The organism is Ectobacillus polymachus, from assembly GCF_048159605.1.
Taxonomy (GTDB): domain Bacteria; phylum Bacillota; class Bacilli; order Bacillales; family Bacillaceae_G; genus Ectobacillus; species Ectobacillus polymachus.
This window is the reverse complement of sequence record NZ_JBLREB010000001.1, coordinates 184,381-207,845: the sequence shown is the minus strand read 5'-3', so window position 1 is coordinate 207,845 and position 23,465 is coordinate 184,381. Positions and strand designations below refer to the sequence as shown.

Annotated in this window: 25 protein-coding genes, 1 pseudogene and 2 other annotated features; of the genes and pseudogenes, 9 read left to right on the top strand and 17 right to left on the bottom strand. The window is 36.7% G+C overall.

Annotated features, from left to right (window positions below):
• Nucleotides 1-40: 40 nt before the first annotated feature.
• The 11 genes from ACM5BR_RS00945 to nikR all read right to left on the bottom strand — a co-directional run bounded on the left by ACM5BR_RS00945 (nucleotide 41) and on the right by nikR (nucleotide 10,613).
• Nucleotides 41-871 (bottom strand): ABC transporter permease, encoded by an 831-nt coding sequence (locus ACM5BR_RS00945; protein ID WP_416825317.1) that lies wholly within the window; start codon nucleotides 869-871, stop codon nucleotides 41-43.
• Nucleotides 868-2,025, bottom strand: coding sequence for an extracellular solute-binding protein (locus ACM5BR_RS00940; protein ID WP_416825316.1), 1,158 nt, complete (start codon nucleotides 2,023-2,025; stop codon nucleotides 868-870). The genes ACM5BR_RS00945 and ACM5BR_RS00940 overlap by 4 nt, the downstream gene beginning before the upstream one ends.
• Nucleotides 2,025-3,086 (bottom strand): ABC transporter ATP-binding protein, encoded by a 1,062-nt coding sequence (locus ACM5BR_RS00935; RefSeq protein ID WP_416825315.1) that lies wholly within the window; start codon nucleotides 3,084-3,086, stop codon nucleotides 2,025-2,027. Before ACM5BR_RS00935 ends, ACM5BR_RS00940 begins: the two co-directional genes overlap by 1 nt.
• 21 nt (nucleotides 3,087-3,107) lie before the next feature.
• A complete protein-coding gene (locus tag ACM5BR_RS00930; protein ID WP_416825314.1) occupies nucleotides 3,108-3,929 on the bottom strand; it encodes an ABC transporter permease in 822 nt (273 codons plus the stop codon).
• Between the two features lie 489 nt (nucleotides 3,930-4,418).
• The gene (locus tag ACM5BR_RS00925; protein WP_416825313.1) at nucleotides 4,419-5,333 is read right to left on the bottom strand and encodes a hypothetical protein; all 915 of its coding nucleotides are present in this window, start codon (nucleotides 5,331-5,333) and stop codon (nucleotides 4,419-4,421) included.
• Nucleotides 5,334-5,355: 22 nt separating this feature from the next.
• Nucleotides 5,356-6,066, bottom strand: a complete 711-nt coding sequence (locus ACM5BR_RS00920) for a glycerophosphodiester phosphodiesterase (RefSeq protein ID WP_416825312.1) — start codon at nucleotides 6,064-6,066, stop codon at nucleotides 5,356-5,358.
• A 207-nt stretch (nucleotides 6,067-6,273) separates the two neighbouring features.
• Nucleotides 6,274-7,275, bottom strand: a complete 1,002-nt coding sequence (locus ACM5BR_RS00915; RefSeq protein WP_416825311.1) for a LacI family DNA-binding transcriptional regulator — start codon at nucleotides 7,273-7,275, stop codon at nucleotides 6,274-6,276.
• Between the two features lie 198 nt (nucleotides 7,276-7,473).
• Nucleotides 7,474-8,220 carry an energy-coupling factor ABC transporter ATP-binding protein gene (locus tag ACM5BR_RS00910; protein WP_416825310.1) on the bottom strand — a complete coding sequence of 249 codons (747 nt, stop codon included), beginning with the start codon at nucleotides 8,218-8,220 and terminating at the stop codon, nucleotides 7,474-7,476.
• Between the two features lie 3 nt (nucleotides 8,221-8,223).
• On the bottom strand, nucleotides 8,224-9,018 hold the full coding sequence (locus ACM5BR_RS00905; protein WP_416825309.1) for an energy-coupling factor transporter transmembrane component T family protein: 795 nt from the start codon (nucleotides 9,016-9,018) through the stop codon (nucleotides 8,224-8,226).
• A 37-nt stretch (nucleotides 9,019-9,055) separates the two neighbouring features.
• Nucleotides 9,056-10,042 (bottom strand): cobalt transporter CbiM, encoded by a 987-nt coding sequence (cbiM, locus tag ACM5BR_RS00900; protein ID WP_416825308.1) that lies wholly within the window; start codon nucleotides 10,040-10,042, stop codon nucleotides 9,056-9,058.
• Nucleotides 10,043-10,190: 148 nt separating this feature from the next.
• A complete protein-coding gene (gene nikR / locus ACM5BR_RS00895) occupies nucleotides 10,191-10,613 on the bottom strand; it encodes a nickel-responsive transcriptional regulator NikR (RefSeq protein WP_416825307.1) in 423 nt (140 codons plus the stop codon).
• A 256-nt stretch (nucleotides 10,614-10,869) separates the two neighbouring features.
• Between nikR and ACM5BR_RS00890 the strand changes: the two genes are divergently transcribed.
• The 4 genes from ACM5BR_RS00890 to ligD all read left to right on the top strand — a co-directional run bounded on the left by ACM5BR_RS00890 (nucleotide 10,870) and on the right by ligD (nucleotide 14,157).
• A complete protein-coding gene (locus ACM5BR_RS00890; protein ID WP_416825306.1) occupies nucleotides 10,870-11,424 on the top strand; it encodes a DUF1697 domain-containing protein in 555 nt (184 codons plus the stop codon).
• 84 nt (nucleotides 11,425-11,508) lie between these two features.
• Nucleotides 11,509-12,318, top strand: a complete 810-nt coding sequence (gene ku, locus ACM5BR_RS00885) for a non-homologous end joining protein Ku (protein WP_416825305.1) — start codon at nucleotides 11,509-11,511, stop codon at nucleotides 12,316-12,318.
• 14 nt (nucleotides 12,319-12,332) lie between these two features.
• On the top strand, nucleotides 12,333-13,277 hold the full coding sequence (locus ACM5BR_RS00880; protein WP_416825304.1) for an ATP-dependent DNA ligase: 945 nt from the start codon (nucleotides 12,333-12,335) through the stop codon (nucleotides 13,275-13,277).
• Nucleotide 13,278: 1 nt separating this feature from the next.
• On the top strand, nucleotides 13,279-14,157 hold the full coding sequence (gene ligD / locus ACM5BR_RS00875) for a non-homologous end-joining DNA ligase (RefSeq protein ID WP_416825303.1): 879 nt from the start codon (nucleotides 13,279-13,281) through the stop codon (nucleotides 14,155-14,157).
• Nucleotides 14,158-14,160: 3 nt separating this feature from the next.
• On the opposite strand, the gene ACM5BR_RS00870 is transcribed toward ligD, so the two are convergent.
• Nucleotides 14,161-14,592: a hypothetical protein gene (locus tag ACM5BR_RS00870; RefSeq protein WP_416827806.1), complete on the bottom strand. Its 432-nt coding sequence runs from the start codon at nucleotides 14,590-14,592 to the stop codon at nucleotides 14,161-14,163.
• 260 nt (nucleotides 14,593-14,852) lie between these two features.
• Between ACM5BR_RS00870 and ACM5BR_RS00865 the strand changes: the two genes are divergently transcribed.
• The 3 genes from ACM5BR_RS00865 to ACM5BR_RS00855 are packed head-to-tail and all read left to right on the top strand — an operon-like array spanning nucleotide 14,853 to nucleotide 15,678.
• The gene (locus ACM5BR_RS00865) at nucleotides 14,853-15,077 is read left to right on the top strand and encodes a helix-turn-helix transcriptional regulator (protein ID WP_416825302.1); all 225 of its coding nucleotides are present in this window, start codon (nucleotides 14,853-14,855) and stop codon (nucleotides 15,075-15,077) included.
• Nucleotides 15,058-15,498, top strand: a complete 441-nt coding sequence (locus ACM5BR_RS00860; protein WP_416825301.1) for a branched-chain amino acid ABC transporter substrate-binding protein — start codon at nucleotides 15,058-15,060, stop codon at nucleotides 15,496-15,498. The genes ACM5BR_RS00865 and ACM5BR_RS00860 overlap by 20 nt, the downstream gene beginning before the upstream one ends.
• Before the next feature lie 3 nt (nucleotides 15,499-15,501).
• On the top strand, nucleotides 15,502-15,678 hold the full coding sequence (locus tag ACM5BR_RS00855; RefSeq protein WP_416825300.1) for a hypothetical protein: 177 nt from the start codon (nucleotides 15,502-15,504) through the stop codon (nucleotides 15,676-15,678).
• 386 nt (nucleotides 15,679-16,064) lie between these two features.
• Here ACM5BR_RS00855 and ACM5BR_RS00850 read toward each other — a convergent pair whose 3' ends face one another.
• The 5 genes and pseudogenes from ACM5BR_RS00850 to ACM5BR_RS00830 all read right to left on the bottom strand — a co-directional run bounded on the left by ACM5BR_RS00850 (nucleotide 16,065) and on the right by ACM5BR_RS00830 (nucleotide 20,370).
• Nucleotides 16,065-16,649, bottom strand: a complete 585-nt coding sequence (locus ACM5BR_RS00850; RefSeq protein WP_416825299.1) for an FMN-binding negative transcriptional regulator — start codon at nucleotides 16,647-16,649, stop codon at nucleotides 16,065-16,067.
• A gap of 32 nt (nucleotides 16,650-16,681) precedes the next feature.
• Nucleotides 16,682-16,888 (bottom strand): hypothetical protein, encoded by a 207-nt coding sequence (locus ACM5BR_RS00845; protein WP_416825298.1) that lies wholly within the window; start codon nucleotides 16,886-16,888, stop codon nucleotides 16,682-16,684.
• Nucleotides 16,889-16,904: 16 nt separating this feature from the next.
• Nucleotides 16,905-17,945, bottom strand: a complete 1,041-nt coding sequence (locus tag ACM5BR_RS00840) for a beta-carotene 15,15'-monooxygenase (protein WP_416825297.1) — start codon at nucleotides 17,943-17,945, stop codon at nucleotides 16,905-16,907.
• 893 nt (nucleotides 17,946-18,838) lie between these two features.
• Nucleotides 18,839-20,032: pseudogene (locus ACM5BR_RS00835) on the bottom strand (MFS transporter); the annotation flags it as partial.
• Nucleotides 20,033-20,064: 32 nt separating this feature from the next.
• The gene (locus ACM5BR_RS00830) at nucleotides 20,065-20,370 is read right to left on the bottom strand and encodes a carboxymuconolactone decarboxylase family protein (protein WP_416825296.1); all 306 of its coding nucleotides are present in this window, start codon (nucleotides 20,368-20,370) and stop codon (nucleotides 20,065-20,067) included.
• A 181-nt stretch (nucleotides 20,371-20,551) separates the two neighbouring features.
• On the opposite strand from ACM5BR_RS00830, the gene ACM5BR_RS00825 reads away from it, so the two are divergent.
• Both ACM5BR_RS00825 and thrS read left to right on the top strand, forming a co-directional pair.
• Complete coding sequence (locus ACM5BR_RS00825; protein WP_416825295.1) at nucleotides 20,552-20,890, top strand: MerR family transcriptional regulator; 339 nt, start codon at nucleotides 20,552-20,554, stop codon at nucleotides 20,888-20,890.
• 95 nt (nucleotides 20,891-20,985) lie between these two features.
• Nucleotides 20,986-21,211, top strand: a binding site (T-box leader).
• Between the two features lie 37 nt (nucleotides 21,212-21,248).
• Nucleotides 21,249-21,475: a binding site (T-box leader), on the top strand.
• A gap of 49 nt (nucleotides 21,476-21,524) precedes the next feature.
• Nucleotides 21,525-23,444 (top strand): threonine--tRNA ligase, encoded by a 1,920-nt coding sequence (thrS, locus tag ACM5BR_RS00820; RefSeq protein WP_416825294.1) that lies wholly within the window; start codon nucleotides 21,525-21,527, stop codon nucleotides 23,442-23,444.
• Nucleotides 23,445-23,465 lie beyond the last annotated feature (21 nt).

The window sequence follows — 23,465 nt, the reverse complement described above, 5'->3', positions numbered from 1 at the left end:
AAGGCGTTTTTGTGTTTGTTTTTCTACGTTACTTTAACTATTAAAAACTGCCCTTTCTACTCGTCTTTAAATTGTTACGAATGTAGAAGGAGCCAACAATGGCACACATAACAAAGAGGAACACTGCAATGGCACTTGCCTGACCCACTTCATTAAATTGTGAAAAATGTTGTTGCATACTCACACCTAGCATTTGCGGTGCATTTTTTCCAATCAAAAATGGCGCCGTGAAACTTCCGATAATCCCCATAAAAACGAACGTAATACCTACTAGCAACGTTCTATATGATAAGGGCAGAAGGAACTTAGTGAAAATTTGCCATTTCTTCACCCCAACATCCCTTGCACTCTCAATCATTGAATCAGGAATCGCACTAAGAGCTGATACGAGCAGCATCGTCGTAAACGGAATATTAAACCAAATGTTTATCATAATAAGCCCAGGCTCATTATAGATGATGGAAGGCATATTTTGTTGTCCGATAAAACGAGCAACCCATCCATTGTCTCTATAAAAGTTAATAAACCCATAGACAGCAATAACACCTGGAATAAAGATAGGAATTAAGTAAAGCCGATTAATCAGATTGGCCATCCATCCTTTTGAAAAGCGCAAATAACATGCAAGGCCATAGGCAAGCCCAAGTACAAGTATCGTTGAAATTACTGTAATCATTAATGTAAACTTAATATTGCTAACCATTGAGGGATCGGTAAATAGATATACATAATTCTCAAAAGAAAATGCATTGTTCGCCCCAGTAAAACTCTCTTTAATAGAAAGAAAAACCGGATAGATAACAAGAAAGAGAAGGATAAGGAAGGATGGCATAACCATCGCCATCCCTACCATGTTTACTGGCTTCCTCATTTCGTGGCAACCTCTTTCTGCCAACGTTTATGAAGCTCATTCGATAAGTCTGATCCTCCATTAAATGAACGATATCCGCCGCTTACAGATTCAAAGTTCTTCTGCATTTCTTGTGGTAAGTAGCTCCATTTAATTCCAGGATATCCGTACATATCATTCACAACGGCAACTTGTGCATCTGTTGATAACACATAATTTAGAAATGTATCTGCTGCTTTTTGTTTATTTTTATCTCCATTATCAACGACCATTAAATCAGATGGACCACCTGTAAACTGAGGAGTTAGCTGTTTCAATTTCGTTGATTTCGGTAATAAACCTTTATTTATTTGTTCAAGTGCCATATCAGACCAAGCTGGAATCATGTCAACTTCTCCACTTGTAAGCAAGTCTAATGTACCTTGGTTTTTCTTAGGATATACCCCTTGTTTGTACATATAAGGATTTAAATCTTTAAGTAATTGGAAGCCTTTATCCCATTGGTTCATGATACTCTTGTCTGTATTATTCATTGCGTCTGCTGGAAGAGAATTGTAAATCGAAGTGATTACAAATGAATCCCCTGCACCACCCGTGCTTGGATCATTATAAGCAAATCGTCCAGGATTCGCTTTTATCCATTGATACAATTCATCAGGTGTACTTGGTGCATTCTTTACCTTATCTGAATTGTAAGCAAGAACAACAGAAGAAGCTCGGTACGGCAAACCAAAGTTATTCGTTCCTTTCAAATTTTCAGGATCAACTCGCTCTAAATTTGGTACATCCTTTTGATTAAGTGGAACGAAAATATTACCTTCTTTTTGACCTTTAGCAATATCGGAGTTACTACCTTCAAGAATATCAATTCCTGAATCTTTTCCTGTTTTCTTAGCTGCAATAATCCGGTCTAGAGATGTCTGACCGCTCGTTCCTGAGTCAACAAAGACTAATTTAACGTCTATCTCAGGGTGCTGTTTTTCAAACATCGGAATAACCTTATTCCAATAATCCTTCACATTAAGCGATCCGCTAGAATATAATGAGATGGTTGTTTTTTGATTTTTGTCTTGAGTAGATGCCGCTTTATCGTTTCCACACGCAGAAAGACCTACCAATGTTGTGACGCCTACCATTGTAACGAGCATTTTCTTCCACATTTTATTCTTGTTCATCAGATTATTGCCTCCTGTATTTTTTCTTCTATTTGTTCAGAAAAAATTTGAAAACGTGAAAATGTAATCAAAATACTTTGTCCAATATGATAATCTGTGATATTATTACGGTCTACGAACATTTTTAATGATCCTACCAGGGTATGGAGTGTAATTTCTGCATAGTGACCTAGCATCATAACCTTAGTCACAGTTGCACCCATTCCTTGGTTCTTTTCTTTTACTAAAACAACATCTTCCGGACGAACCCCAATCGTAACATTCCCACTGTATGAATGTTGTGTAGGGAGCCTTAGCGGACCTACCTCAAGAAACGATTTCGAATTAACAGCTGAAATAAAGTTCATTTTCCCGATAAACTGTGCTACGAATAAAGAAGCTGGCTTCGTATAGATTTCCTGAGGAGTTGCAATTTGTTCAATTTTTCCTTTATTCATGACAACAATTTTGTCAGAAATCGAGAGTGCTTCTTCTTGGTCGTGCGTCACGAAGAGCATTGTCAGCTTTTCCCGTGCTTGGATTTCACGAAGCTCTGCCCGCAGTTCGTGTCTAAGCTTCGCATCAAGAGCTGAGAATGGTTCATCAAGCAGTAATACCTTTGGATTCATAATGAGTGTACGAGCGACAGCAATTCGCTGCTGTTGTCCTCCAGAAAGCTCACTTGGGTACTTTTTCTCGGCGCCCGGTAGCTGCACCAGTTCTAATGCCCACTCGACCTTTTTCTTTATCTCTGCCTTAGGAACTTTCTTTAGTTTTAAACTAAAACCTAAATTGTCGAACACTGTCATATGCGGCCATAAGTTGTAGCTTTGAAAGACCATTGCTGTCGGTCTTTTCTCTGGTGGCAAGGATAATACACTCTCACCTGTGATTTTTATATCTCCACTATCTGGCTTGATAAATCCCCCCACAGAACGCAGCACCGTTGTCTTTCCACATCCTGAAGGTCCAAGTAACGAAACCATCTCTCCATGCTGAATATCAATATTAATATTTTTTACACCTTCTCCAGTAGGATAGAGCTTCGTTAAGTTTTCAATTGCGAGTTGTACAGATGCCAATCCCTTTCACCTCTACTATCTTTATTTCATCTTCATTCCTTGTGCAAATGCTTCTCCGCCGACAAATTTTCTTGCCAGTAACAATAATAAAATGGAAGGCAATGTCAAAATTATAGAGAAGACTGCTCCTGCCGTACTCGGATAATCTGAAATAATTGAGTACATAATCACTGGCATGGTTTTAAAATCGGGAATCCCGACAAGAAATGTTCCTTGCGCTTCATCCAATGAAGAAAGAAACGTAAAAACGGAAGCAACAATAATTCCTGGCTTAGCCATAGGAAGTGTAACATGCCAAAAGATTTTGAAAGGAGACGCTCCAGCATCTCGCGCAGCTTCCTCTTGCGAACGATGCACGTTTTCAAAGGCAGCAGAAGGAATCCATGTCATATACATTAACGTATTAATAATATGAATGAGTACAACTCCTGTTAAAGTGTTCATTAATCCAACTTGATAAAACATAACAGCAATTGCAACGTACAGTCCCATTTTTGGAAAGGCATTTGTCATTAAATAAGAAAAGAGAAAAAAACGTCTAAATGGAAATTGTAGTCTGGCAAACGCATATGCTGCAGGAATACATAGAATGATAGATGCAATTGTCACAATCGTTGCTATCGAAAAAGATAGCACCATTGATTTAATGATTTGCGGATCTTGCAGGGTAAATTTCCACCATTCTAATGACCAGCTTTCCGGAAGTTTGTCCGGATAATGCCACTGTCCCGAAAATGCAAGTAATAGCAAATTAAGTAATGGTCCGAAGAAGAAAAGTATAAACACTGATAGAAAGATAAACTCAATTAATTTCTTTGAGCCCACTTTTTTTAAGTACCACATTTCTACACTCACCTATTCTAGTTTCTTTTACATAATTCGTACATTTCTTGTACCTTAGATGGTTGGTACTTGCTTTCTCATCTTATGTTATCTAAACATAGACCCATCTACTTTCTAGGTTCCCACATCATCATCTTTCTTTATTGCTTTTGTATAATGAAATCGGATAAACCAGATTGTGGGAACGTTCCCACACCTCCTTATGTAAAAACTTCTCTTTTCATTTTTAACTATATAAGATAATTATAAATTCACTTTTAATATAGTTTTAAGATGTTGTAAATTTGTATTTGTCTTTTCAAGTTGCTTTATTTACATAGAAATGGCGCAGAACCTCTTATTATTTTATTTTTCGAAAAAAACATCTTATGAATTGACGTGGCCTCTACTTACTTCTTAATAAAGATAGAGTAGTTTTAAAAGCCTTTATTTCTTTAAAGGTTGGTTTCCATAAACAAGCATGCGTTTATTTATCTTGTAAAAAATAGCTTACCTTAAAGAACGGAAGAAACGGTCAGGCCACTCCATTTTGGCATGAAAATTATAAAGCAGGGCATGCGTAAATATGACGGCATTTACCCATCTGGTTTTAAAACAGAGAGGCTTTTTCTGTAGCATTTCCAATGGATCCAGGTGCAATGAAAAATCAGTATACTCTTCAAAAGTTCCTTGAAATCCTTTAGGCCAAAATTTCTTTAACGGGTGGGAAGGTACTCGGCCTCCTGTTTTCACATGTTCATAGCTTTCCCTTAGCCATTGAGTTAATGGTACCCCAGTTAATGGTTCTTGCATGTTTTCCCAACCATAAAGCATCGATCCATGCTTGCCCCATTCAATCCTGATTAACGGCCGCTGCTGATTGCTATGGGCCTCTTCAACGGCTGCTTGGGATTCCAGTACGCGGGCATGGAACCAACACATAACATTTGTTACTTCTTCTTTTTCTGGATTGTATTCCACCCAAACCTCTTCATGATCACATGGTTCATAATCATCTGGGAAATCATAATCATCTTCCCAAAATAAATGATAGCCAATCAAAGGCTTTAATGGATGATGGACAGCAACAATATCCTTAAGCGGGAAACATTCTTCCTTGGTTAGTAGAAGAATAGGGCAAAACTTTTGAATTAACCGTTCTTCCTCTGTCGTAAGCGGGATGAGCGGATCCAGTTCAAATACTTTACGGTACTGATCGCCAGCTCTACGCAAATTGCCGTCTAAATGATAGAATTCCGCTTGTTGTGATACATAGGATGCATTCGTTGGGTCCACTTTTTTTAAAAGCTCAAGCTGCATGATTCCCAACTGATAGAAATCAATGAGGGAAATTTTATTTTCACTTGTAAAACTAATGATTTCTTCGTTTTTCTTCTTAAATTCATACAAAAATGTATCAATCAAGGTAATTTCCTCCAATAGATTATCAATTTTTACTTTCTCTTAGTTCCTTCAATTTTTTGACTTCATGGGTAGTAATAGAGTGAACGCCCATGTCTATAAATTTTCTCATGTCATTTACATCATCAACAGTCCAGACTAAAACAGGCAGGCAGCGCAATCTAGCAAAATCCAGCAATTCCTCTCGACATAGGTTCCGGTCAATATTAATTCCACAACATGAGGCAGAAATCGCATCTTGGCACGTTTCTTTAATAAAAGCTTCATAATCCATTCCGATAGACTGATTTGTATTTAGCAGAACTTGATAGGAACGGTAATTATTCTTTAAATACGTTGCTCTTTCTTTTCCACATCCGCTAATAATAACGGAATCTCTCATCTTGTATTGTTCGATTACTTGAATCATCGGATGAATCGCACTGTCCTCTTTCACATCGAGATTGATCATTCGATTAGATTCTTTAATAAGAGGTAAAACATCCTCAAGTTTGATAATCTCTTCTTTTTTCATATGATTCTTTAATTCTTCAAAGGTCAAATCCTGTACTAAGGTATTACCAAAAGGTGTAGGGACATAATCATCATGTCGAAGGACAACAACCTGATCTTTCGTAGCCATGACATCTACCTCAATTATTTCTGCTCCTGCCTTCACACCTTCCAATACGGATGGAATGGAATTTTCAGGGGTATTCATACAGCCACTATGAGCAGTAATCAACGGTAATCTCATATTAACTTCCTCCTTTTCCTATACAATAGTTAAGAAATGGGAACGGTATGGGAACGTTCCCACATCTTCAAAAGTTAAGAATTCTATGTTCGCCTTTATATACCCATAGATTCTCTTCCCTTTTCATTTATCACTATAAAATATAAATATTTAGGAACTTTTAATAAAGTTTTAAGATGATGTAAATTCGTAACGTCCTAAAAACCTTCATACTAACTTTGTAGATTTCCGTATAATCAATTTAGGATCATATTCGATTCTCTTTTGCGTCACTTGCCTATTACTTATTAAGTCATCAAGTAGTCGTACGGCATCTTCCCCCATTCTCATCTTATCAACTTGCACCGTTGTAAGAGACGGATAAAACATACCTGCATAATCAATGTTATCAAATCCCGCGATAGCAACATCTTCCGGTATACGTATGCCCTTTTCCAAAAGTGCCCTCATCGCTCCTAATGCTAACATATCGTTTGTAGCGAAAATGGCTGTCGGCTTATGAATACAGAAATGTTCCCAGATGTTATACCCATCTTCAAACGTAGAAGTAGGAGAATAAAATATATCTTCTTGGCTAACCTGGCACCCTAACTCATGCATACCTTCTAAAAATCCCTGTAGTCGCAAATGATGGCTGCGGTGGTCTTGCGGGCCAGCAATAACAGAAATATGTCTATGACCTAGTTCGTATAAATGATTCGCAACCATCTTCCCACCTTTTTTATCGTTGTTAAATATCTGAATCACATCATTCTTTTCCATTGTGCCATTTACCATAAGATAAGGAATGTTAAATTTATCAATATAGCCAATGACTTCTTCGCTAAGCCTGCTGATTAAAATTAACCCGTCTACCCTTTTTTCAAGCATATCGTTAGCAGATATTAATGACATTTCCTTATCTGTTGTCACAAACACCGAGTAGTTCAGGCGTGCTGCACTCATAAGAATCGCGTCTAGAATTTTTCCGTAAAAAGGATGGGAAGCAATTGGATGATGCTGGCGATATATAATGACGCCTATATTGTACGTTCGGTTTGAAACCATAGCCCTAGCGACAGCGTTTGGTTTATATTGCAACTCCTTAATTGCTTTCAACACTTTCTCGCGAGATTCCGGACTTGTATACCCATTTCCAGATATCACCCGTGAAACAGTAGACTTTGATACTCCTGATAATGCTGCTATATCTTTAATTGTGGTAGTCAATGGATCACCTTCTCATCTATAAGTTTCTTATACGTAATAAAAGAATCTAATCTCCGTAAATATATAATCTCTTCATTATAATCATATTAAGGATGAGTAAATAAAACATTAATTTTTTCTCTCAGAATATAAACGACCTTGCAATCACTTTTAATTTGATTACAAGGTCGCTAGATTTGCTTTAAATATGTAGAACCCTTAATGATTTTGATAGTTTTCGTCAACAAGATTAACCTTTTTTAGCAAGTCAATTTCTAGAAGCAAGCTGTCTGTTGGTAAGTCTGCTGCAACGCCATGATTTTCATCAAACAATATAGCTCTTTTAGAAAGCTCACGTACTAAATCAAGATTATGGGTTGATGTAATTAATGTCTTTCCTGATTTATTCAATGAATCCAGGAAATGAACCAGCCATCTTTGCGTTCTGGGATCTAATCCGTTCATTGGCTCATCGAGCACGAGAACTTCAGGATTAAGTGCCAAAACACATGCAATTGCAACTTTGCGTTTCTCACCACCTGATAAGTGATAAGGTTGCCGGTGTTTAAAATTTTGAATGTTCAATAAGTCAAGGCAGTCATTTACTCTTTTCGCAACATCATCTTCATTCATCCCCATTTGTCTAGGTCCGAATGCAATCTCATCATATACATCTGCGCAAAAAAGCTGTGTATCAGAATTTTGAAACACAAAGCCTATTTTTTGGTGAAACATCTTGGAAAATTTTTGATTCTTAAGTTTTTTTGGTGTTATCTCTTCATTATTAAATTTGTAAACACCTTGATTAGGGAACAAAAGTCCATTAATCAATTTCAGTAGAGTAGATTTACCACTGCCGTTTGCCCCCATTAAAGCCACAGCTTCACCCTTATGAATGTGTAGATTTATATTTTTCAAAGCAGTAGTACCTTCATAAGAATAGGAAACATCTTTTAGTTCTATCATGTATTAAATCCTTCCCCAAAATATAAATGCAAGAATTACTGTGATGATAATAAAAATAGTAATATAGTCTCCAAAGGATAATTTCCATTTACTTTGAACGGTATACTCTCCAGTGAATCCTCTGCATTCCATGGCAGCATACATCTCTTCAGCCATTTCCTTTGATTTAATAAACATCGTACCTGTGATTCCTGCAATCGTTGCATATTTGTTTTTATTTCTGCCTACAGATCTCAACTTTAATGAATACAGCATATTCAATGAAAAATCCCCAAGCATGGAAATATATTTTAACGTGATATCCAATACAAGAATAAAAATATTAGGAACGTAAAACCTTCTTAATGCTGCAGTAATCGAATTCCATCTTGTTGAATGAGACACTATATTTACAGCTGTTATCGTTGAAAATACTTTTAAAGTGATCATCATGCCGGTATACGTATTTCCTAAAAGGACACTAGGTAAAAGGATAATATATGTAAAAACTGACATAGCCAAGCTCACACTAAGAATTTTTACAATTTCTTTTCCTTCCATAAAGCTCAGAATGACAAGTAAGTATACATCTATTACAAAAATAAATGCATAACTTGTTGATAAAGAAAGGAGGACAACAAGTATAAACGTAAATGCAACCTTCAAGGCAGCATTTACATGAAATGTATCCATTTTATATCCACTTTGAGCCTTTATCTTAGACAGGATGCTCAATATAGATAGGATACTTTTGCTAATAAATTGATCCTTATCGGATGGAGGAATGTAATTTTCCTCTTTTAATAGCCAGTCAGGCATGATTCAGGATTCTCCTTACCATTCATTAAGAATGTCTCTATATTTCGTTTTTCTTAAAGCTGCTAAAGATTTTAAAGATAATAATCATAATGGCCACGCCTGCAACTGCTGATAATATATATCCTGCCATTTCAGGTAAGCCGTTAATCCTGTAATCGGGCATGAGTGCATGAAAACTGAATCCATTTTTCATGCCATCGGGAACATAGCCTAATTGCTTGCCACCGTGTACCACGTTTTGGATTTCGTCAGCTCCCCATTCCCCCCAAGCTGTTCCTGTAGCAAGAAGACCAAGTGGAGTTAAACAAATTAGGGCAACAAGTAAGCCATAGATTGGATGAATTTTTTGTTTTGTCCCTTCAAATATGCTTCCTGGAGATACTTTTTTTATGAAAGCGTAGATGGCAGTTGTAAAAAGTACTTCTATAACGCCTACAATTAAAAGGTGAGGAATCACCATTGCCGGAATGGATACTGAAAGTGGATAAGGACAGTATAAGGGCTGACCCTGTGCATTCGTAAAGAGGAGTGGTTGAAGACCAAACTCTATTGCTGCTACTAATGCCGCCATATTAATACCAACATATGAACCTGCTGCTATTCCTAAATATTCACCTGTTTTCGTTGTAGTTCGTTCTTTAATAAACTTATAAATAAAATAGCCAAGGAATGGAAGAATAAAGGCCATATTAAAACAATTTGCCCCAAATGCCAGTATACCGCCGTCTCCGAATAGTAATGCCTGAATGAATAGAGCAACTGTAATAGCAATACAGGCGGCGTAAGGTCCTAAGAGAATAGCTAATAACGTGCCTCCAACAGCATGTCCAGTTGTCCCACCAGGAAGCGGTACATTAAACATCATCATAAGAAATGAAAATGCCGCACCAATGCCAATCATCGGCATTTTCGCACTCGTTACTTCGTTTTTCACCTTTTTCACTGCAACAGTCCATACAGGAATCATTGCTGCGCCCATCACCACACAAGTAGTTGGACTTAAATAATTGTCTGGAATATGCATACATCATTTTCCCCCTTAAAAATTTGAACAAGCGACAACCTAAACTTTACTTGCTGTTCAATATATGAAGTGGTCGTTTTACATTATAACAAGTAACACGAATTTGTTAATACGTAACACGAAGGAGAAAATTACAATATATTGAACATTAGTGCATATCTCTTATAGGGGCCACAGTGAATTTACCGTATTTTACTCCTTTCATCGAAACCAACTGATCGCTTAGTAATTGCATTCTACCAGCTTTTCCTTTCACAATAATTAATTCTAAACAATTGTGCTCATCCAAATGGAAATGCGTAGTTGCTAATATTTCGTGATGAAAACTATGTTGAATAGCTGTCATCTGTTCTAATAATCCTTTTTGATTATGGTCATAAAACAATAAGATAGAACCTGCTACATACTGCTCAGGATCCTTCCAATCTTCAAGCAATAGCGCTTCTCTAACTAAATCCCTAACAGCTTCTGAACGATTGGAATACCCTTTATTTGCAATTAACTTGTCAAACTCTGTTAATAATTTTTCATCCATAGATACCCCAAAACGAGAGAGGGTAGAATCCTTCATTTTCTTCAGCTCCTTAACATACAAAAATAATACCTTGAATCCTAATAAAATTAGAAAGCTCTCTTTCTAGAAATATAAGACAAAATACAGGCTGAAACAAATAGAAATTATTTTGTTGTCATATCTTGTCATTTATTTCGTTACCCCTACGACATGATACTTGATATTATAAACTTATGGCTACTTTTTCAATAACTGTCCATACTTTGGAATTTTAAATAGGCACAAATTATCGAGGGAAGGGACATCATATCATATGAAAACCTATATTGCATTATTGCGAGGAATTAATGTCTCCGGCCAGAAGAAAATTAAAATGTTGGATTTGAAACAGGTGTTTCTTGACCTAGGTTATACACATGTAACTACCTATTTGCAAAGCGGGAATGTTGTGTTTCAAACCGATGAGAACACTAACGAACAAGCTTTGGAGCGGCAAATCGAGAAGCAATTACAGGATGTATTTGGGTATGATATTCCGGTTATCGTTCTCTCTCATGATGAACTAAAGCAAGCAGCTAATTTTAACCCTCATCTTTCGCAAACAGATGTAACCATAGACATGCTCTATATTGCCTTTTTATCCGAGAAGCCAACATTAGAACATGCTGATCTGTTACGAAGCTATGAAAAGGAAGAGGAACAAATTTTTATTGGTGAAAAGGTTGTGTATATGCTGTATCGGAACAGCTACGGCCGTGCGAAAATCACCAATAATTTTATCGAAAAAAAGCTTTGCGTTCATGCGACCACACGCAACTGGAAAACAGTGAACAAGCTAATTGAGCTTTCTTCAAGTATGGAGGAATAATTTGAAAAGCCGTATTCCCATTACAGAATAAATTTGTTTAACAGGCAAATACTAGTTCTAAAATGGGAAAGTGAGCGGTCGAATATGCAAACAATTTGGAAAGGTACCATTAGCTTTGGATTAGTATCGATCCCTGTTAAGCTTTATGCGGCAACCGAAGACAAGGACATTAAACTTACGAATTTGCATAATAAATGCAAGAATCCGATTAAACAAAAACGAATGTGCCCGATTTGTAATGAAGAAGTAGCCTATGAGGATCTGGTCAAAGCGTATGAGTACGCAGATGGAAAATATATTGTCCTCGATAAAGAGGAACTCGAAAAAGTAAAACAAGATGAAGAACAAGATAAAGCAGTAAAGATACTCGACTTCGTGAAATTAGAGGAAATTGACCCGCTTTATTTTGATAAAGGCTATTATCTGCAAGCTGATGCAAACGGCAATAAAGCATACGCTCTTCTTCGTGAATCACTACAAACAACCGGAAAAATTGGACTTGCCAAAATCACAATCCGTTCTAAAGAACGGCTGGCTGCGATTCGCGTATTCGAGGATTATTTGGTACTTGAAACCCTTCACTATCCAGATGAAGTTCGCAGCGTTGCTGATATTCCAAAAACACCGCAAATTACATTAATTGAGAAGGAAAAAGACATCGCGATTCTCTTAATTAATCAGCTTACTACTCCCTTTGAGCCTGCAAAATACACGGATACGTATCGCATTAATCTACAGCAGCTCATTGATGAAAAAATAGCGAAGGAAAAAGGCGTGCAGCCCGCTCCAACGACAAATGTCATCAATTTAATGGAAGCATTGGAAGCAAGTTTAGAGGCGACCAAACCGAAGAAACCGCGTGCCAGAGCTAGTAAGACGACGAAGAAGGCGTAGGAAAGTAGGATTACATGAATATCAAACCGATTATTCCCTTTGAGCCTACTATCTCTAGCCATATACCAGATTCTGCAGAATGGATTTCGCAAATCAAATGGGACGGGGTACGCATTCTCACCTACTACAATCGTAATGAGCTTCGATTATTTAATCGAAAATGCCGTGAACGGACGCAGCATTTTCCTGAACTGCATGCACTTCAAACCTCTGCCTCTTCTCTCATCTTGGATGGGGAGGTCATTGCGTTAGATGAAAAGGAACGACCATCATTTCATGAAGTAATGCGGCGAGATGCAATTCGACGGATGGACCGAATTCCGCAAATGACGCATACTGTTCCTGTCTACTATATGGTGTTTGATATTTTGTTCGTCAATGAAAAGTGGGTCCATGCCCTGCCCTATAAAGAAAGAATGGACCTGTTACGTAAATATATCGAGCCAACTCCAACGATTCAATTGGTCCCTTCTTATAACAATGGGCATGCTTTATTTGATGTGGTTAAGCAGCACGGCATGGAAGGAATTGTCTCGAAAAACGTAAATAGTCCGTATGTCATCAACGGTAAAAATGACAATTGGCGCAAAATCAAAAATTATAAGGACATTATTGCTGTTATTGGCGGTGTAATCTACCGTTCAGGTATTGTGAATTCTGTATTGGTAGGAATGTATGATGAGAAGAGCGACCTTGTGTATATCGGACATGTTGGAGCCGGAAAACTGACGAACAAAGATTGGCATACTTTAACCCGTCTTATTGAACCACTTATTACATCGACAAGTCCATTTCCACACGGTGCAGAAATAAGGAAGGATACGGTTTGGGTTGTACCAAAGCTCACGGTAAAAATCCAATATCTCGAATGGAAGAATTCCCTACGACAACCTAGTATCCAAGCATTTATAGACGTACCGCCAAAAAGCTGTATACTCCCACATAAAGAGGATCGATAATATGATTCATAAGGAAGTAAAAATTACACATCCCGATAAGCCCATTTGGGAGCATATAAACAAATCAGCCTATTTATCGTATTTAGTAGACCTATCCCCTTATTTGCTGCCATTTTTACGAGACAGATTTCTAACGGTTATTCGCTTTCCAAGTGGAATAAAGGGAGAAGCATTTTATCAAAAACATGTACCACCTTATGCCCCGTCGTTTATTCAAACCTATCAGCACAAGGGAAATTCCTATATTCTTTGCAATGATCTATCTACTCTGCTATGGCTTGGGAACCAGCTTGCCTTAGAATTCCACATTTCCTTTCGAACCGTACATGAGGAAGATCCCCTCGAAATTGTCTTTGATTTAGATCCGCCGAGCCGCGAAAACTTCCCGCTCGCCATCCAAGCAGCTATGGAAATGAAGCGCATCTTTGACCAATTTCAAATCAAAAGCTACCCAAAACTTTCCGGCAACAAAGGATTGCACATTCACATTCCCATTGCAGGATCCGGCCTATCCTTCGATGATACACGTCTCTTTACTTCATTTATTGCAAAGTATATCGTGGAAAAAAATCCAAATACATTTACGACAGAGCGATTTAAGAAAAATCGCGGCAATAAATTATACGTAGATTATGTACAGCACGCAGACGGAAAGACCATTATTTGTCCATATTCTGCAAGAGGTAAGGAAGGAGCTACCGTGGCAGCTCCGTTATACTGGGACGAAGTAACAGACACTTTGCATATAGAGGATTTTCATCTTTCTTCGATGCGCAAACGAATTTCAGAGGTAGGGTGTCCGTTTTTCGATTATTTTCAGCAAAAAAATGAACAAGTCACAGCAATCATCACTGCGTTAAAAAACCATGATTTTCAGTAGATTCTATTCTTTTTTCCGGATACGCCGCTGGAAATAGAGAAAGATTGGCAATGGAATGATAATCCAACCAAGACTTTTTATCATGCCGTTTCGTGCATTATTTTGGATTCGTGTTTTATCTGCCGTGACCATTTCTTCATATATTTTTTTCTGCTCCTCTGGTGATGGTTGCACCGAAGGATTTGTATCTTTTGCAGCGTAATCAGTAAACGGCTGCACAAATGATTGTGGAAATAAATAATCTGCTACTGACATGAACACGCCAATACTTCCGCCAATCACCATCATCAACGTCACAAACAGAACGAGATAATAATAGAATACTTTAACCAAATCCTCCACCTCTCCTTCCTGTAATGGTGCACCTTGTTTTTTCATCATATAAAAAGCACTCGCAACTATGATGATTACAATAAGTAATGGTACAGCAATCATAACCAAGCTATCCCCCCTTTCACATCATGTATTTTGATGTACATTAATCCTTATGCATGAAAACCTTCGTATAAAATACTTAATCGCTCCGTCTTAGAGCGTAGTATACTTTCATTTTAGTAAAATATTACATATATAGGCAACATCCACAAATCATAATTTTCAAAAAAATAGGATTTCTGTCACTAGCTATGTAATATATATATTGCATAACGGAATATATATGTTACAATTTTATTGGAAGGAGGATTTGGAATTCATTGAAAAATTTTGTAAAAGCAGCTCGTGTGCAGGTAAATTTAACCCAACAACAACTAGCAGATCAAATTGGCGTTACGCGGCAAACCATTAGTCTTATTGAAAAAGGAAAGTATAATCCTACTCTGAAATTATGCTTAGATATTTGTTACGCAGTAAATAAAACACTAGATGAACTCTTTTGGGTTGAAGAAGGGGGAATTCAAGATGAGAAAGATCACGGATGAACGTTTAATTCTAAAAAACTTAAAAAATATTCGGATTGCATTCTTATTTCAAACATTATGTATAATAGGAATATTAATTTATGATGGCCTTACCAAAGGTTTTATACATGTAACCGACAATCCGCTCTGGCTTGTCTTCATGGGTACGGGTATAATATTAAGCTATTTACAAATGGGTATTTCTATTGATTCCGAAGAAGGACAACGAAAGGCAAAGCAACCACACTATTATCAAGTTGTCTTACAATCCTTAGCAATTGGCGTTATTGTTGGCCTTATCGTCCTCTTGGGTCCAGAAGGTACAGGAAAAAATGCTATTATCCTTGGTGCGGTTATGTTTTTTTCATTCTTATGTGCATTCTCCTATTCTTACTACCTGCGAAAAAAACGCTCCCAAGATGAAGATGACGATGATAGATAGTTTTTGCTAGGTAATATTGCTGCAAAAAGTGAGGATGTCCTTCAGGCCGATGAATGCTTCTTTACCTCAACCGGTATTGAAGTCATGCCAATGATTCAGCTAGATGGCAATCAAGTTGGGGCAGACTTCCCAGGATCCATCACAAAACAGCTGCAAGCTGCGTTTGAAGCGAGTATTTAGGAATAAGTAGAGGGCGTGCATGAAACGGGTGGCGCGCGAGGCGAAACGCGTCGGATTTTGCGAATAATCGATAAATCGAGGAAATTCGTTGATAAAAGTCTTCTTTTCGTCGATATATTTTAATTTTCGTCGATAAACGATGCTTTTTCGTTGATAAATATATCGATTTCGTCGATAAAACCTCCGCGGCCCATTTAGAACCTCTTATATATCGAAAAAAGACGACCTAGAGCCGTCTTTTTCAGTACCAATTTATATGAACATACCTTAATTTGACTTTTACGGGGGCCCCGTGTAATACACATTCTTTTACGTCAAATAAGATTTCCCCATTTTAATTCTTTTCCGATAAATTCCGTTCCATTAATCCGGCTATTTCTTGTGAGTCATATTGAGTCATACTGGTTATTCGTTTTCAAACCGTTAATAAGATTTTGTTGTCTCGTATCAGAATGATTCTGACTCAACTTCCATTGGCCCTCCATTTTACTTATTACTAATTCAATTCCTACAACGCCATTCATTAAACCATCTATAAATACATCATCAAAATTAGGATTCCATGGATTAGGCATGGATGATTCATAAAAGTTAACCGTTTTCTCTATCATCTTTTTTAAGTCTTCTTTATTCTCCACTATTTTCATTTTCCCATAAACATGAACAGCAACATAATTCCATGTAGGAACAGTATGTAACTCGTTGTACCAAGATGCAGAAATATAAGCATGTGAACCAGGAAAAACAACCAGTACCTCTTTATCATGTAAGTCTTGCCAGTGAGGATTAGATTTTGCCATATGACTCATCAACACACCGTTATCGCCTGCATTTTCATCCATTAAAAATGGTAAATGGGTCGCGAATGGACCTCCACTTTCCTGTGAAAATAATATCCCAAAGCTATTCTTTTTTATAAAATCAACTAATTTGCTTTTATCTTTCACCTCAAAAGCACTTGGTATATACACTTTTACATCTCCTAACATATAAGAAATTGATGTTATTTTTCTTTATCCTCGTACAATGAGATTGTATTCGTCGAACTAACATTCATCCAATCTCCATCATTGAATGAGACTATATATTCATTTCCTAATGTATTGCGTTCAATTGAAGAGATTTTATGACCAAATATAATTTCTCCAACTTCAAAAACATAATCTCCCTTGCCACCATCTAATACAATCAATTTTGTTATGGTTGTCATTTTCATTCTCCTTTCGTTACAACTTTTGTTTCAACATTTCTTTAAATGTTTCAGAATCATCTACGCGAATTGCTACTTGTTCATATTTTTTCTTCATCCCCATCAACAGTGTTGCTTCAACTGGGTATCTTAATTTTAAGATTACATTTGGATAGACTTTTTCAAAATCACGCGCTACAAAATCAATCGTTTTCCTTGAAAGCTTTTGTTCTAATATTTTGCGATCCTCGATTACTTCCTCAATGTCTTCCCAGCGTATTTCCATGCGCTTCATCAATCCAAGAGAAACATACATACGATCATGCTCTATCTGTAGAGGATTAAAACGCACTGCTTGAATATCGCCTAAAAAGAAAATGACTGAATAAATGTTTATTACTAGTAAAATAAGCGATAAAATAAATGATTTTTCGTGCAACCACCAATGAATACCGAGTGTTTCAATCACAATTGCATGAATTATCATCACTTGAAAAGCGATTAAGCTCGAATTTTTGTACAGTGTAAACGTATTTGCTTTCTGCTGCGGCTTCTTCTTCCAAATACCAAATGCATAATAAAACATGAGTATATCTGAACAAATTATTTGTATCATTTGATGTATCCTTACCTTCTCTTCCACTGCATAAGGAAATGAAAACAAAAGCGGTAGAGAACTTTTTTTCACTGTTTGAATGATTTTAGGTATATATGTAAACAATGTCACTACTAATAAGATTTCGAGTAATACGAATGCACCTTCTATTATAAATCCTACCCAAGTAAGTGCCTTAAATGGAGCTAAATACTCCAGTGGAATAATAAAACGCACGACAATGAGCCCTACCGGCATCAACATAAGGAAATTCTTCCAGCTCAGGTTACGTCTCCATGCTAAAAATAAAATTGGAACCATAATTGTAAAATCGAAAATGGAACCTAGTACAACACCATTTATATCTGTAGGCAACAAATTAACCATTAGTGAAGAACGATATATAGAAAAGTTTGTAGCTAACACAACTGATAATAAAAATAGCCATACAATATGTCTTGAACTCTTTTTGCCTATCACCATGTTATCCAACTCCTAGTTTTAGCTCTTTTTTCCATTTTTATATTATTAGGTTAACACGAGAATAGTTCTCCTTCAATTTATTTCCTTTGAAAACACTGGTTAGCCTGAATGAAAAGTCCAGTAGCATAACCGATTGAATACATAAAAAAGCCTAATTTCTGTCTTGAAATACAAGAAAAAATTAGGCTCCCCTTTTAATAAATATCAATAAAATTACTTACTTTTATATACTCTGTATAGATGATGAAGCATTACCAAAAGAATAGATTAAAAATTTATTGTTCCGACTCTTTTCAATACTGGTTTTCTAAAAGCCAATTGTCATGCAGCCATTTTTCTGTTACTCGTCCACCTTCCCATTTGATTCCTTGTTCAAATGTAATAATCTTTTCATCTGGACCAACAATTACCCAAGCCCACGTATCTTCATCTGGTAAATAGCATTTGTATTTCATGCCGGTAACGGTTATTTTTTCACCACCATTAACGCTAATGATTTCATCATGCGGACGGATCCAATGATTCTCTAGACGGTCAAATAATCCAACTTGAATACTGTTAAGAAATGATTTTACTAGCTCTTCTGTCCGTTTTTCAGAGGGAAGTTGTTGACCTGAAGTAAATCGCTGATCCATCCATGTAATTCCTAAGATAGTATGACTATCTTTGTCAACAGTAAAGGAATAATGTTCACCACCTAGTCCATTATTTTTCTGATTGGCCTTTTCAAAACGGAAAATCCAAACATCTGCGTCATTCTGCTTTCCACTGTGAACTTTTTTGAATTCATATCCTATAGGGACTGAGATGGTCTCAAGGACTTCATTTAGTGCATTTTGATAGGTTTTATCTTTATTGTTTTGTTGAATCTGACTCATGAATTCCACCTCATTTTTAGCTGATTTTTGGTAATCCTGCTTATCAGGTTTAATAGCAAACGATACAAATAATCCTATTCCAAGGAGTATTGCTAGAACTTCAAATGTCAAAAGATAACTACCCGTTTTCAAAATTGAAACGGCAATGATTGGCCCTATAGTTGCACCGATGAATAAAATAAAAGTGTAAAGGGTGACTGCAATTCCCCGCGCTTGCCCACCTAGTTGGCTAACAAGCGATATCAGTGTTGGAACGATTATGGAAATTCCAGCAACAAAAACCACACTCATCATAATAAGAAATAGTAAGTTAGAGCTAAATCCAAGAATGGTGAGACCAATGACCGCAAGTGTTAATCCCCCACGCAAAACATTATAAATACCGAATTTTGCTACTAAACGACCCGCAAATGGAGAAAGAAACATTCCAATAATCCCTACAGATCGAATGTACAGGATTTGCTGGTTCCCTAAATTAAACTTTAAACTTAAATAGTTTCCTAACGTTGCATACATACCAACAAATGAAAGCAACAAGGTAACCGTAATGAGATAACAAAATAGTAGAGATTTGTTAGTAAGAACGGCTCCCATTTGTTTATAGGTAACTAGCAGACTACCATCCTTATTTTGAATACCCCCTTTAGGAATAAACAAAGTAACGAGAATAGCTGTTATGAAATAAATACCACCAAGACAGTAAAATACGCTATTCCAGCCTAACTGTTGACTAATAAAGCTACTAAACACCTGTCCAACTATTCCAGCCATTAAAAAACCTGTACTAACAAACCCAATCGCTGTTACTCTTTTTTCTTCTGGGAATATTTCTACTACATAAGCTAGTGCAGATGGTGCAAATGTTGCTGCTGCAACCCCTTGTAAAGCTCGAAATACAACCAGAGTTGGCAGACTATCTAGAAATCCCAATATTGGGGAAACAATCGTTAAAATAATTAAACCGAATAAGATAATTTGTTTACGGCCATAACGATCTGAAAGTGGCCCAAAGAATAAAAAACCTAATGCATAGAAAAAAGAAAAGGCACTACTGGTCCAGGTTGCTTGAGCAGCAGTCACTTTAAAGATATATGCAAAGATTGATACTAAAGGTATCGTTAAATAAAGACTAGAGACAACTACTAAACCACACCAAAACAGTATGGCCGTTATCCAAGAGTAACTTCGCTCTTTAACAGCGTTTTCAATTCTAACAAGCTCTTCCAAGTACAAAAACCTCCTTATTTGTTTAGTTCATCCATCATCTCCGGAAGGACCGAAAGAAAATTACAAAGTCCTCCAGCAGGGATAGCCAACATCATCGCTTCCTTAATTTCATCCGGTGTTGCCCCTGCCTCTAAGGCTTTTGCAATATGGACACGAATAGCCGGACCATATCGATTTGCGGTTAGTACACCGAGATACACCAATTGTTTGGTTTTTTCATCTAATGCTTTTGAACTCACACTTTGATATAAATTACTAAAAATTTTTGCAGGCTCAGGAAATTCTTCTTTGAATCGTTCAAAATCTGGGTTTTTTGACAAACCAATCCCCTCCTAAATTAACTCACATAAGATACATCCCCTAATTAGGAATATTTTGTAATGTATTTTATTTTCATTTATTGTAACTTAATTACAAACTAAGTCAATAGATTACACAAATAATTTGTAAGTTTTCTACTTTCATTGTAAAATATTTACGTAAAGTATCGGAGGGAAACGAATGAGTGATAAACATGAGATAGAGCCACTACTTGATTTTGACTTATTAAAAAAACTAGTTGTTGGTATAGGAGAAGTGTCCGATATAACAGGGGTACCTACCAGAAAAATTCGCTATTGGGAAGAAAAAGGCATCATTGAGTCTGAAAACGCGGGTGAAGGGACTACTCGTAGGTATAACTACTTAAACATAAAAAAGATCCTTCTAATCCAAGAACTAATGGATGATGGATTCACTCTCGATGCGGCAGCTAAAAAAGTTGAAGACCGAATGAAAAATATAAATGAAGTATTTCTTAAATTAGCAAACCCTTCTTCAAACAATAATAGTCTTGAATAGTTGCTTAATTCATACACTCCTTTTGGAATAAAATATTGCTATTTAAGGAACTTTATTGTAGTATGTAAAATAATCTAAAATAACTATTTAAATTTTAATAAGCAATGATAAGGACACGAATTATTTTTACGGTTTTCAGAGAGGGAAGGATAGCTGCGATCTTCCTAGCTTAGGGAAATAATTTACCGCCTTTAAGCTATATCAGGGAACTTTAGTATCTGATATCGTCTATGCTACGTTACAGCACCAGAGCCGTAAGTTATCTTTTTAACTTATGGGAATTTGGGTGGAACCACGGGTTATAACACACTCGTCCCTTTTTTAGGGATGCGTGTGTTTTTTGTTTTACAAGAAAATAATAATTGCGATGAAAAGGACATGAATTATTTTTACGGTTTTCAGAGAGGGAAGGATAGCTGCGATCTTCCTAGCTTAGGAAAGTAATTTACCGCCTTTGAGCTGTATTGGGGAAACTAGTATCCAATACCGTCCATGCTACGTTACAAGCACCAGAGTCATAAGTTTTTCTTTTTTAGCTTATGGGAATTTGGGTGGAACCACGGGTTAAACACACTCGTCCCTTCTTTAGGGATGCGTGTGTTTTTTTATTTTACTTTAAAGGAGTGTTAAAGCTATGAGTGAAGAATTGATTAAAATTCAATTTCCTGATGGAAGAATAAAGGAATTTTCAAAAGGCATTACAGTGGCAAATGTAGCTGAGTCCATTAGCTCAAGTCTAAGAAAACAAGCAGTAGCAGGGAAAGTTGATGAACAACTGGTCGATATAAGCTACAAGCTCGAACAGGATGCGAAACTCTCTGTTTTAACTCTAGATTCAGAAGAAGGATTGCATATTTTAAGACATTCAGCGGCACATGTCTTGGCACAAGCCGTGAAGCGACTTTATGGGAATGTGAAATTGGGGATAGGACCAGTTATTGAAGATGGATTTTACTATGATGTAAAACTCGAACATAGTTTGACTTCCGATGACTTACACGCTATTGAAAAAGAGATGGAAAACATCATCAATGAGAATTTAGAAATCAAACGAATGGATGTTTCGTATGAAGATGCTGAAATGTTATTCGAAGTGAAAGGTGAGCCATTCAAATTAGAAATATTAAAGGACATTCCAAAGGATGAAAAAATAACGCTTTATCAACAAGGCGAGTTTATTGATCTTTGTCGTGGTTCTCACCTTCCCTCTACTGGCTTTATAAAGGCATTTCAATTGACTCACGTATCTGGTGCGTATTGGCGAGGTGATAGTGAAAACGAAGTTCTTCAACGAATTTATGGAGTGGCATTTACAAAGAAAAAGGACTTACAAGAGTATCTAAAGTTTTTAAAAGAAGCTGCAGTGCGAGATCACCGTAAGTTAGGAAAACAATTGGAGTTATTTATGTTTTCCGAGGAAGCACCGGGAATGCCATTTTATTTACCAAATGGGCAAATTATTAGAAATGAGTTAGAAAACTTTTCTCGTGAACTGCAAAGTAGTGCCAATTATGATGAGGTTCGTACGCCATTTATGATGAACCAACGGTTATGGGAGCAATCGGGTCACTGGGATCATTACCATGAAAATATGTACTTTTCCGAAGTCGATCATACAAAATTTGCGCTGAAACCAATGAATTGTCCAGGTCATATGCTTATCTTTAAAAACAATCTGTACTCTTATCGAGATTTACCGATTCGTTTAGCTGAGTTCGGTCAAGTTCACCGTCATGAATATAGCGGTGCTTTAAATGGAATGCTGCGTGTTCGGACTTTTTGTCAGGATGATGCTCATATCTTTGTTCGAGAGGATCAAATTGAAAGTGAAATAAAACAGGTATTTTCTCTCATTGACCAAGTATATCGCACTTTTGGTTTCGAATATTCGGTAGAGCTTTCGACTCGTCCAGAGGATTCATTGGGTGAGGATAACCTTTGGGATATTTCTGAAGGAGCATTACAGAATGTACTTGAAAAATTAGAAATCAGCTATCGCATAAACGAAGGTGACGGGGCATTTTATGGACCGAAAATTGATTTCCATATTAAAGATGCCTTAAAACGGAGTCATCAATGTGGAACAATCCAACTTGATTTTCAGATGCCAGAAAAATTTGATTTGACTTATATTAATGAAAAGAATGAAAAAGTACGCCCTGTTGTGATTCATCGGGCTATTTTTGGATCGATTGATCGTTTCTTTGGTATATTAATCGAACATTATGCTGGCGCTTTCCCTGTTTGGCTTGCACCGATACAAGTAGAAATTATCCCTGTTTCACAAGTTCACTTGGACTACTGTTTAAAGATTCAGTCGGAGCTGAAGTCATTAGGTGTAAGAGTGAAAATGGACAACAGGGATGAAAAGCTAGGGTACAAAATAAGAGAAGCACAGATGCAAAAAATCCCCTATATGCTAGTGTTAGGAGATAATGAAGTAAAAGAAAATACGGTCAATATTAGAAAGTACGGGGATCAACAATCAGAAAGTGTTCCATTTGAGGATTTTAAAAAGAACATAGTACAACAAATAAAAAAACGTAGTAAGTAACAGAGGAATACTAGCTATAAT

What these genes read in the sequence shown, in the direction of transcription:
- ACM5BR_RS00845 (WP_416825298.1), bottom strand. Translation starts at nt 16,888, where the DNA reads ATGACAACCATAACAAAATTGATTGTATTAGATGGTGGCAAGGGAGAT.
- ACM5BR_RS00905 (WP_416825309.1), bottom strand. Translation starts at nt 9,018, where the DNA reads ATGCCTGACTGGCTATTAAAAGAGGAAAATTACATTCCTCCATCCGAT.
- ACM5BR_RS00870 (WP_416827806.1), bottom strand. Translation starts at nt 14,592, where the DNA reads ATGATTGCTGTACCATTACTTATTGTAATCATCATAGTTGCGAGTGCT.
- ACM5BR_RS00860 (WP_416825301.1), top strand. Translation starts at nt 15,058, where the DNA reads ATGAGAAAGATCACGGATGAACGTTTAATTCTAAAAAACTTAAAAAAT.
- ACM5BR_RS00880 (WP_416825304.1), top strand. Translation starts at nt 12,333, where the DNA reads ATGAATATCAAACCGATTATTCCCTTTGAGCCTACTATCTCTAGCCAT.
- ACM5BR_RS00930 (WP_416825314.1), bottom strand. Translation starts at nt 3,929, where the DNA reads ATGTGGTACTTAAAAAAAGTGGGCTCAAAGAAATTAATTGAGTTTATC.
- ACM5BR_RS00940 (WP_416825316.1), bottom strand. Translation starts at nt 2,025, where the DNA reads ATGAACAAGAATAAAATGTGGAAGAAAATGCTCGTTACAATGGTAGGC.
- ACM5BR_RS00920 (WP_416825312.1), bottom strand. Translation starts at nt 6,066, where the DNA reads ATGAGATTACCGTTGATTACTGCTCATAGTGGCTGTATGAATACCCCT.
- ACM5BR_RS00890 (WP_416825306.1), top strand. Translation starts at nt 10,870, where the DNA reads ATGAAAACCTATATTGCATTATTGCGAGGAATTAATGTCTCCGGCCAG.
- ku (WP_416825305.1), top strand. Translation starts at nt 11,509, where the DNA reads ATGCAAACAATTTGGAAAGGTACCATTAGCTTTGGATTAGTATCGATC.
- ACM5BR_RS00945 (WP_416825317.1), bottom strand. Translation starts at nt 871, where the DNA reads ATGAGGAAGCCAGTAAACATGGTAGGGATGGCGATGGTTATGCCATCC.
- nikR (WP_416825307.1), bottom strand. Translation starts at nt 10,613, where the DNA reads ATGAAGGATTCTACCCTCTCTCGTTTTGGGGTATCTATGGATGAAAAA.
- ACM5BR_RS00825 (WP_416825295.1), top strand. Translation starts at nt 20,552, where the DNA reads ATGAGTGATAAACATGAGATAGAGCCACTACTTGATTTTGACTTATTA.
- ligD (WP_416825303.1), top strand. Translation starts at nt 13,279, where the DNA reads ATGATTCATAAGGAAGTAAAAATTACACATCCCGATAAGCCCATTTGG.
- cbiM (WP_416825308.1), bottom strand. Translation starts at nt 10,042, where the DNA reads ATGCATATTCCAGACAATTATTTAAGTCCAACTACTTGTGTGGTGATG.
- thrS (WP_416825294.1), top strand. Translation starts at nt 21,525, where the DNA reads ATGAGTGAAGAATTGATTAAAATTCAATTTCCTGATGGAAGAATAAAG.
- ACM5BR_RS00910 (WP_416825310.1), bottom strand. Translation starts at nt 8,220, where the DNA reads ATGATAGAACTAAAAGATGTTTCCTATTCTTATGAAGGTACTACTGCT.
- ACM5BR_RS00840 (WP_416825297.1), bottom strand. Translation starts at nt 17,945, where the DNA reads ATGGTGATAGGCAAAAAGAGTTCAAGACATATTGTATGGCTATTTTTA.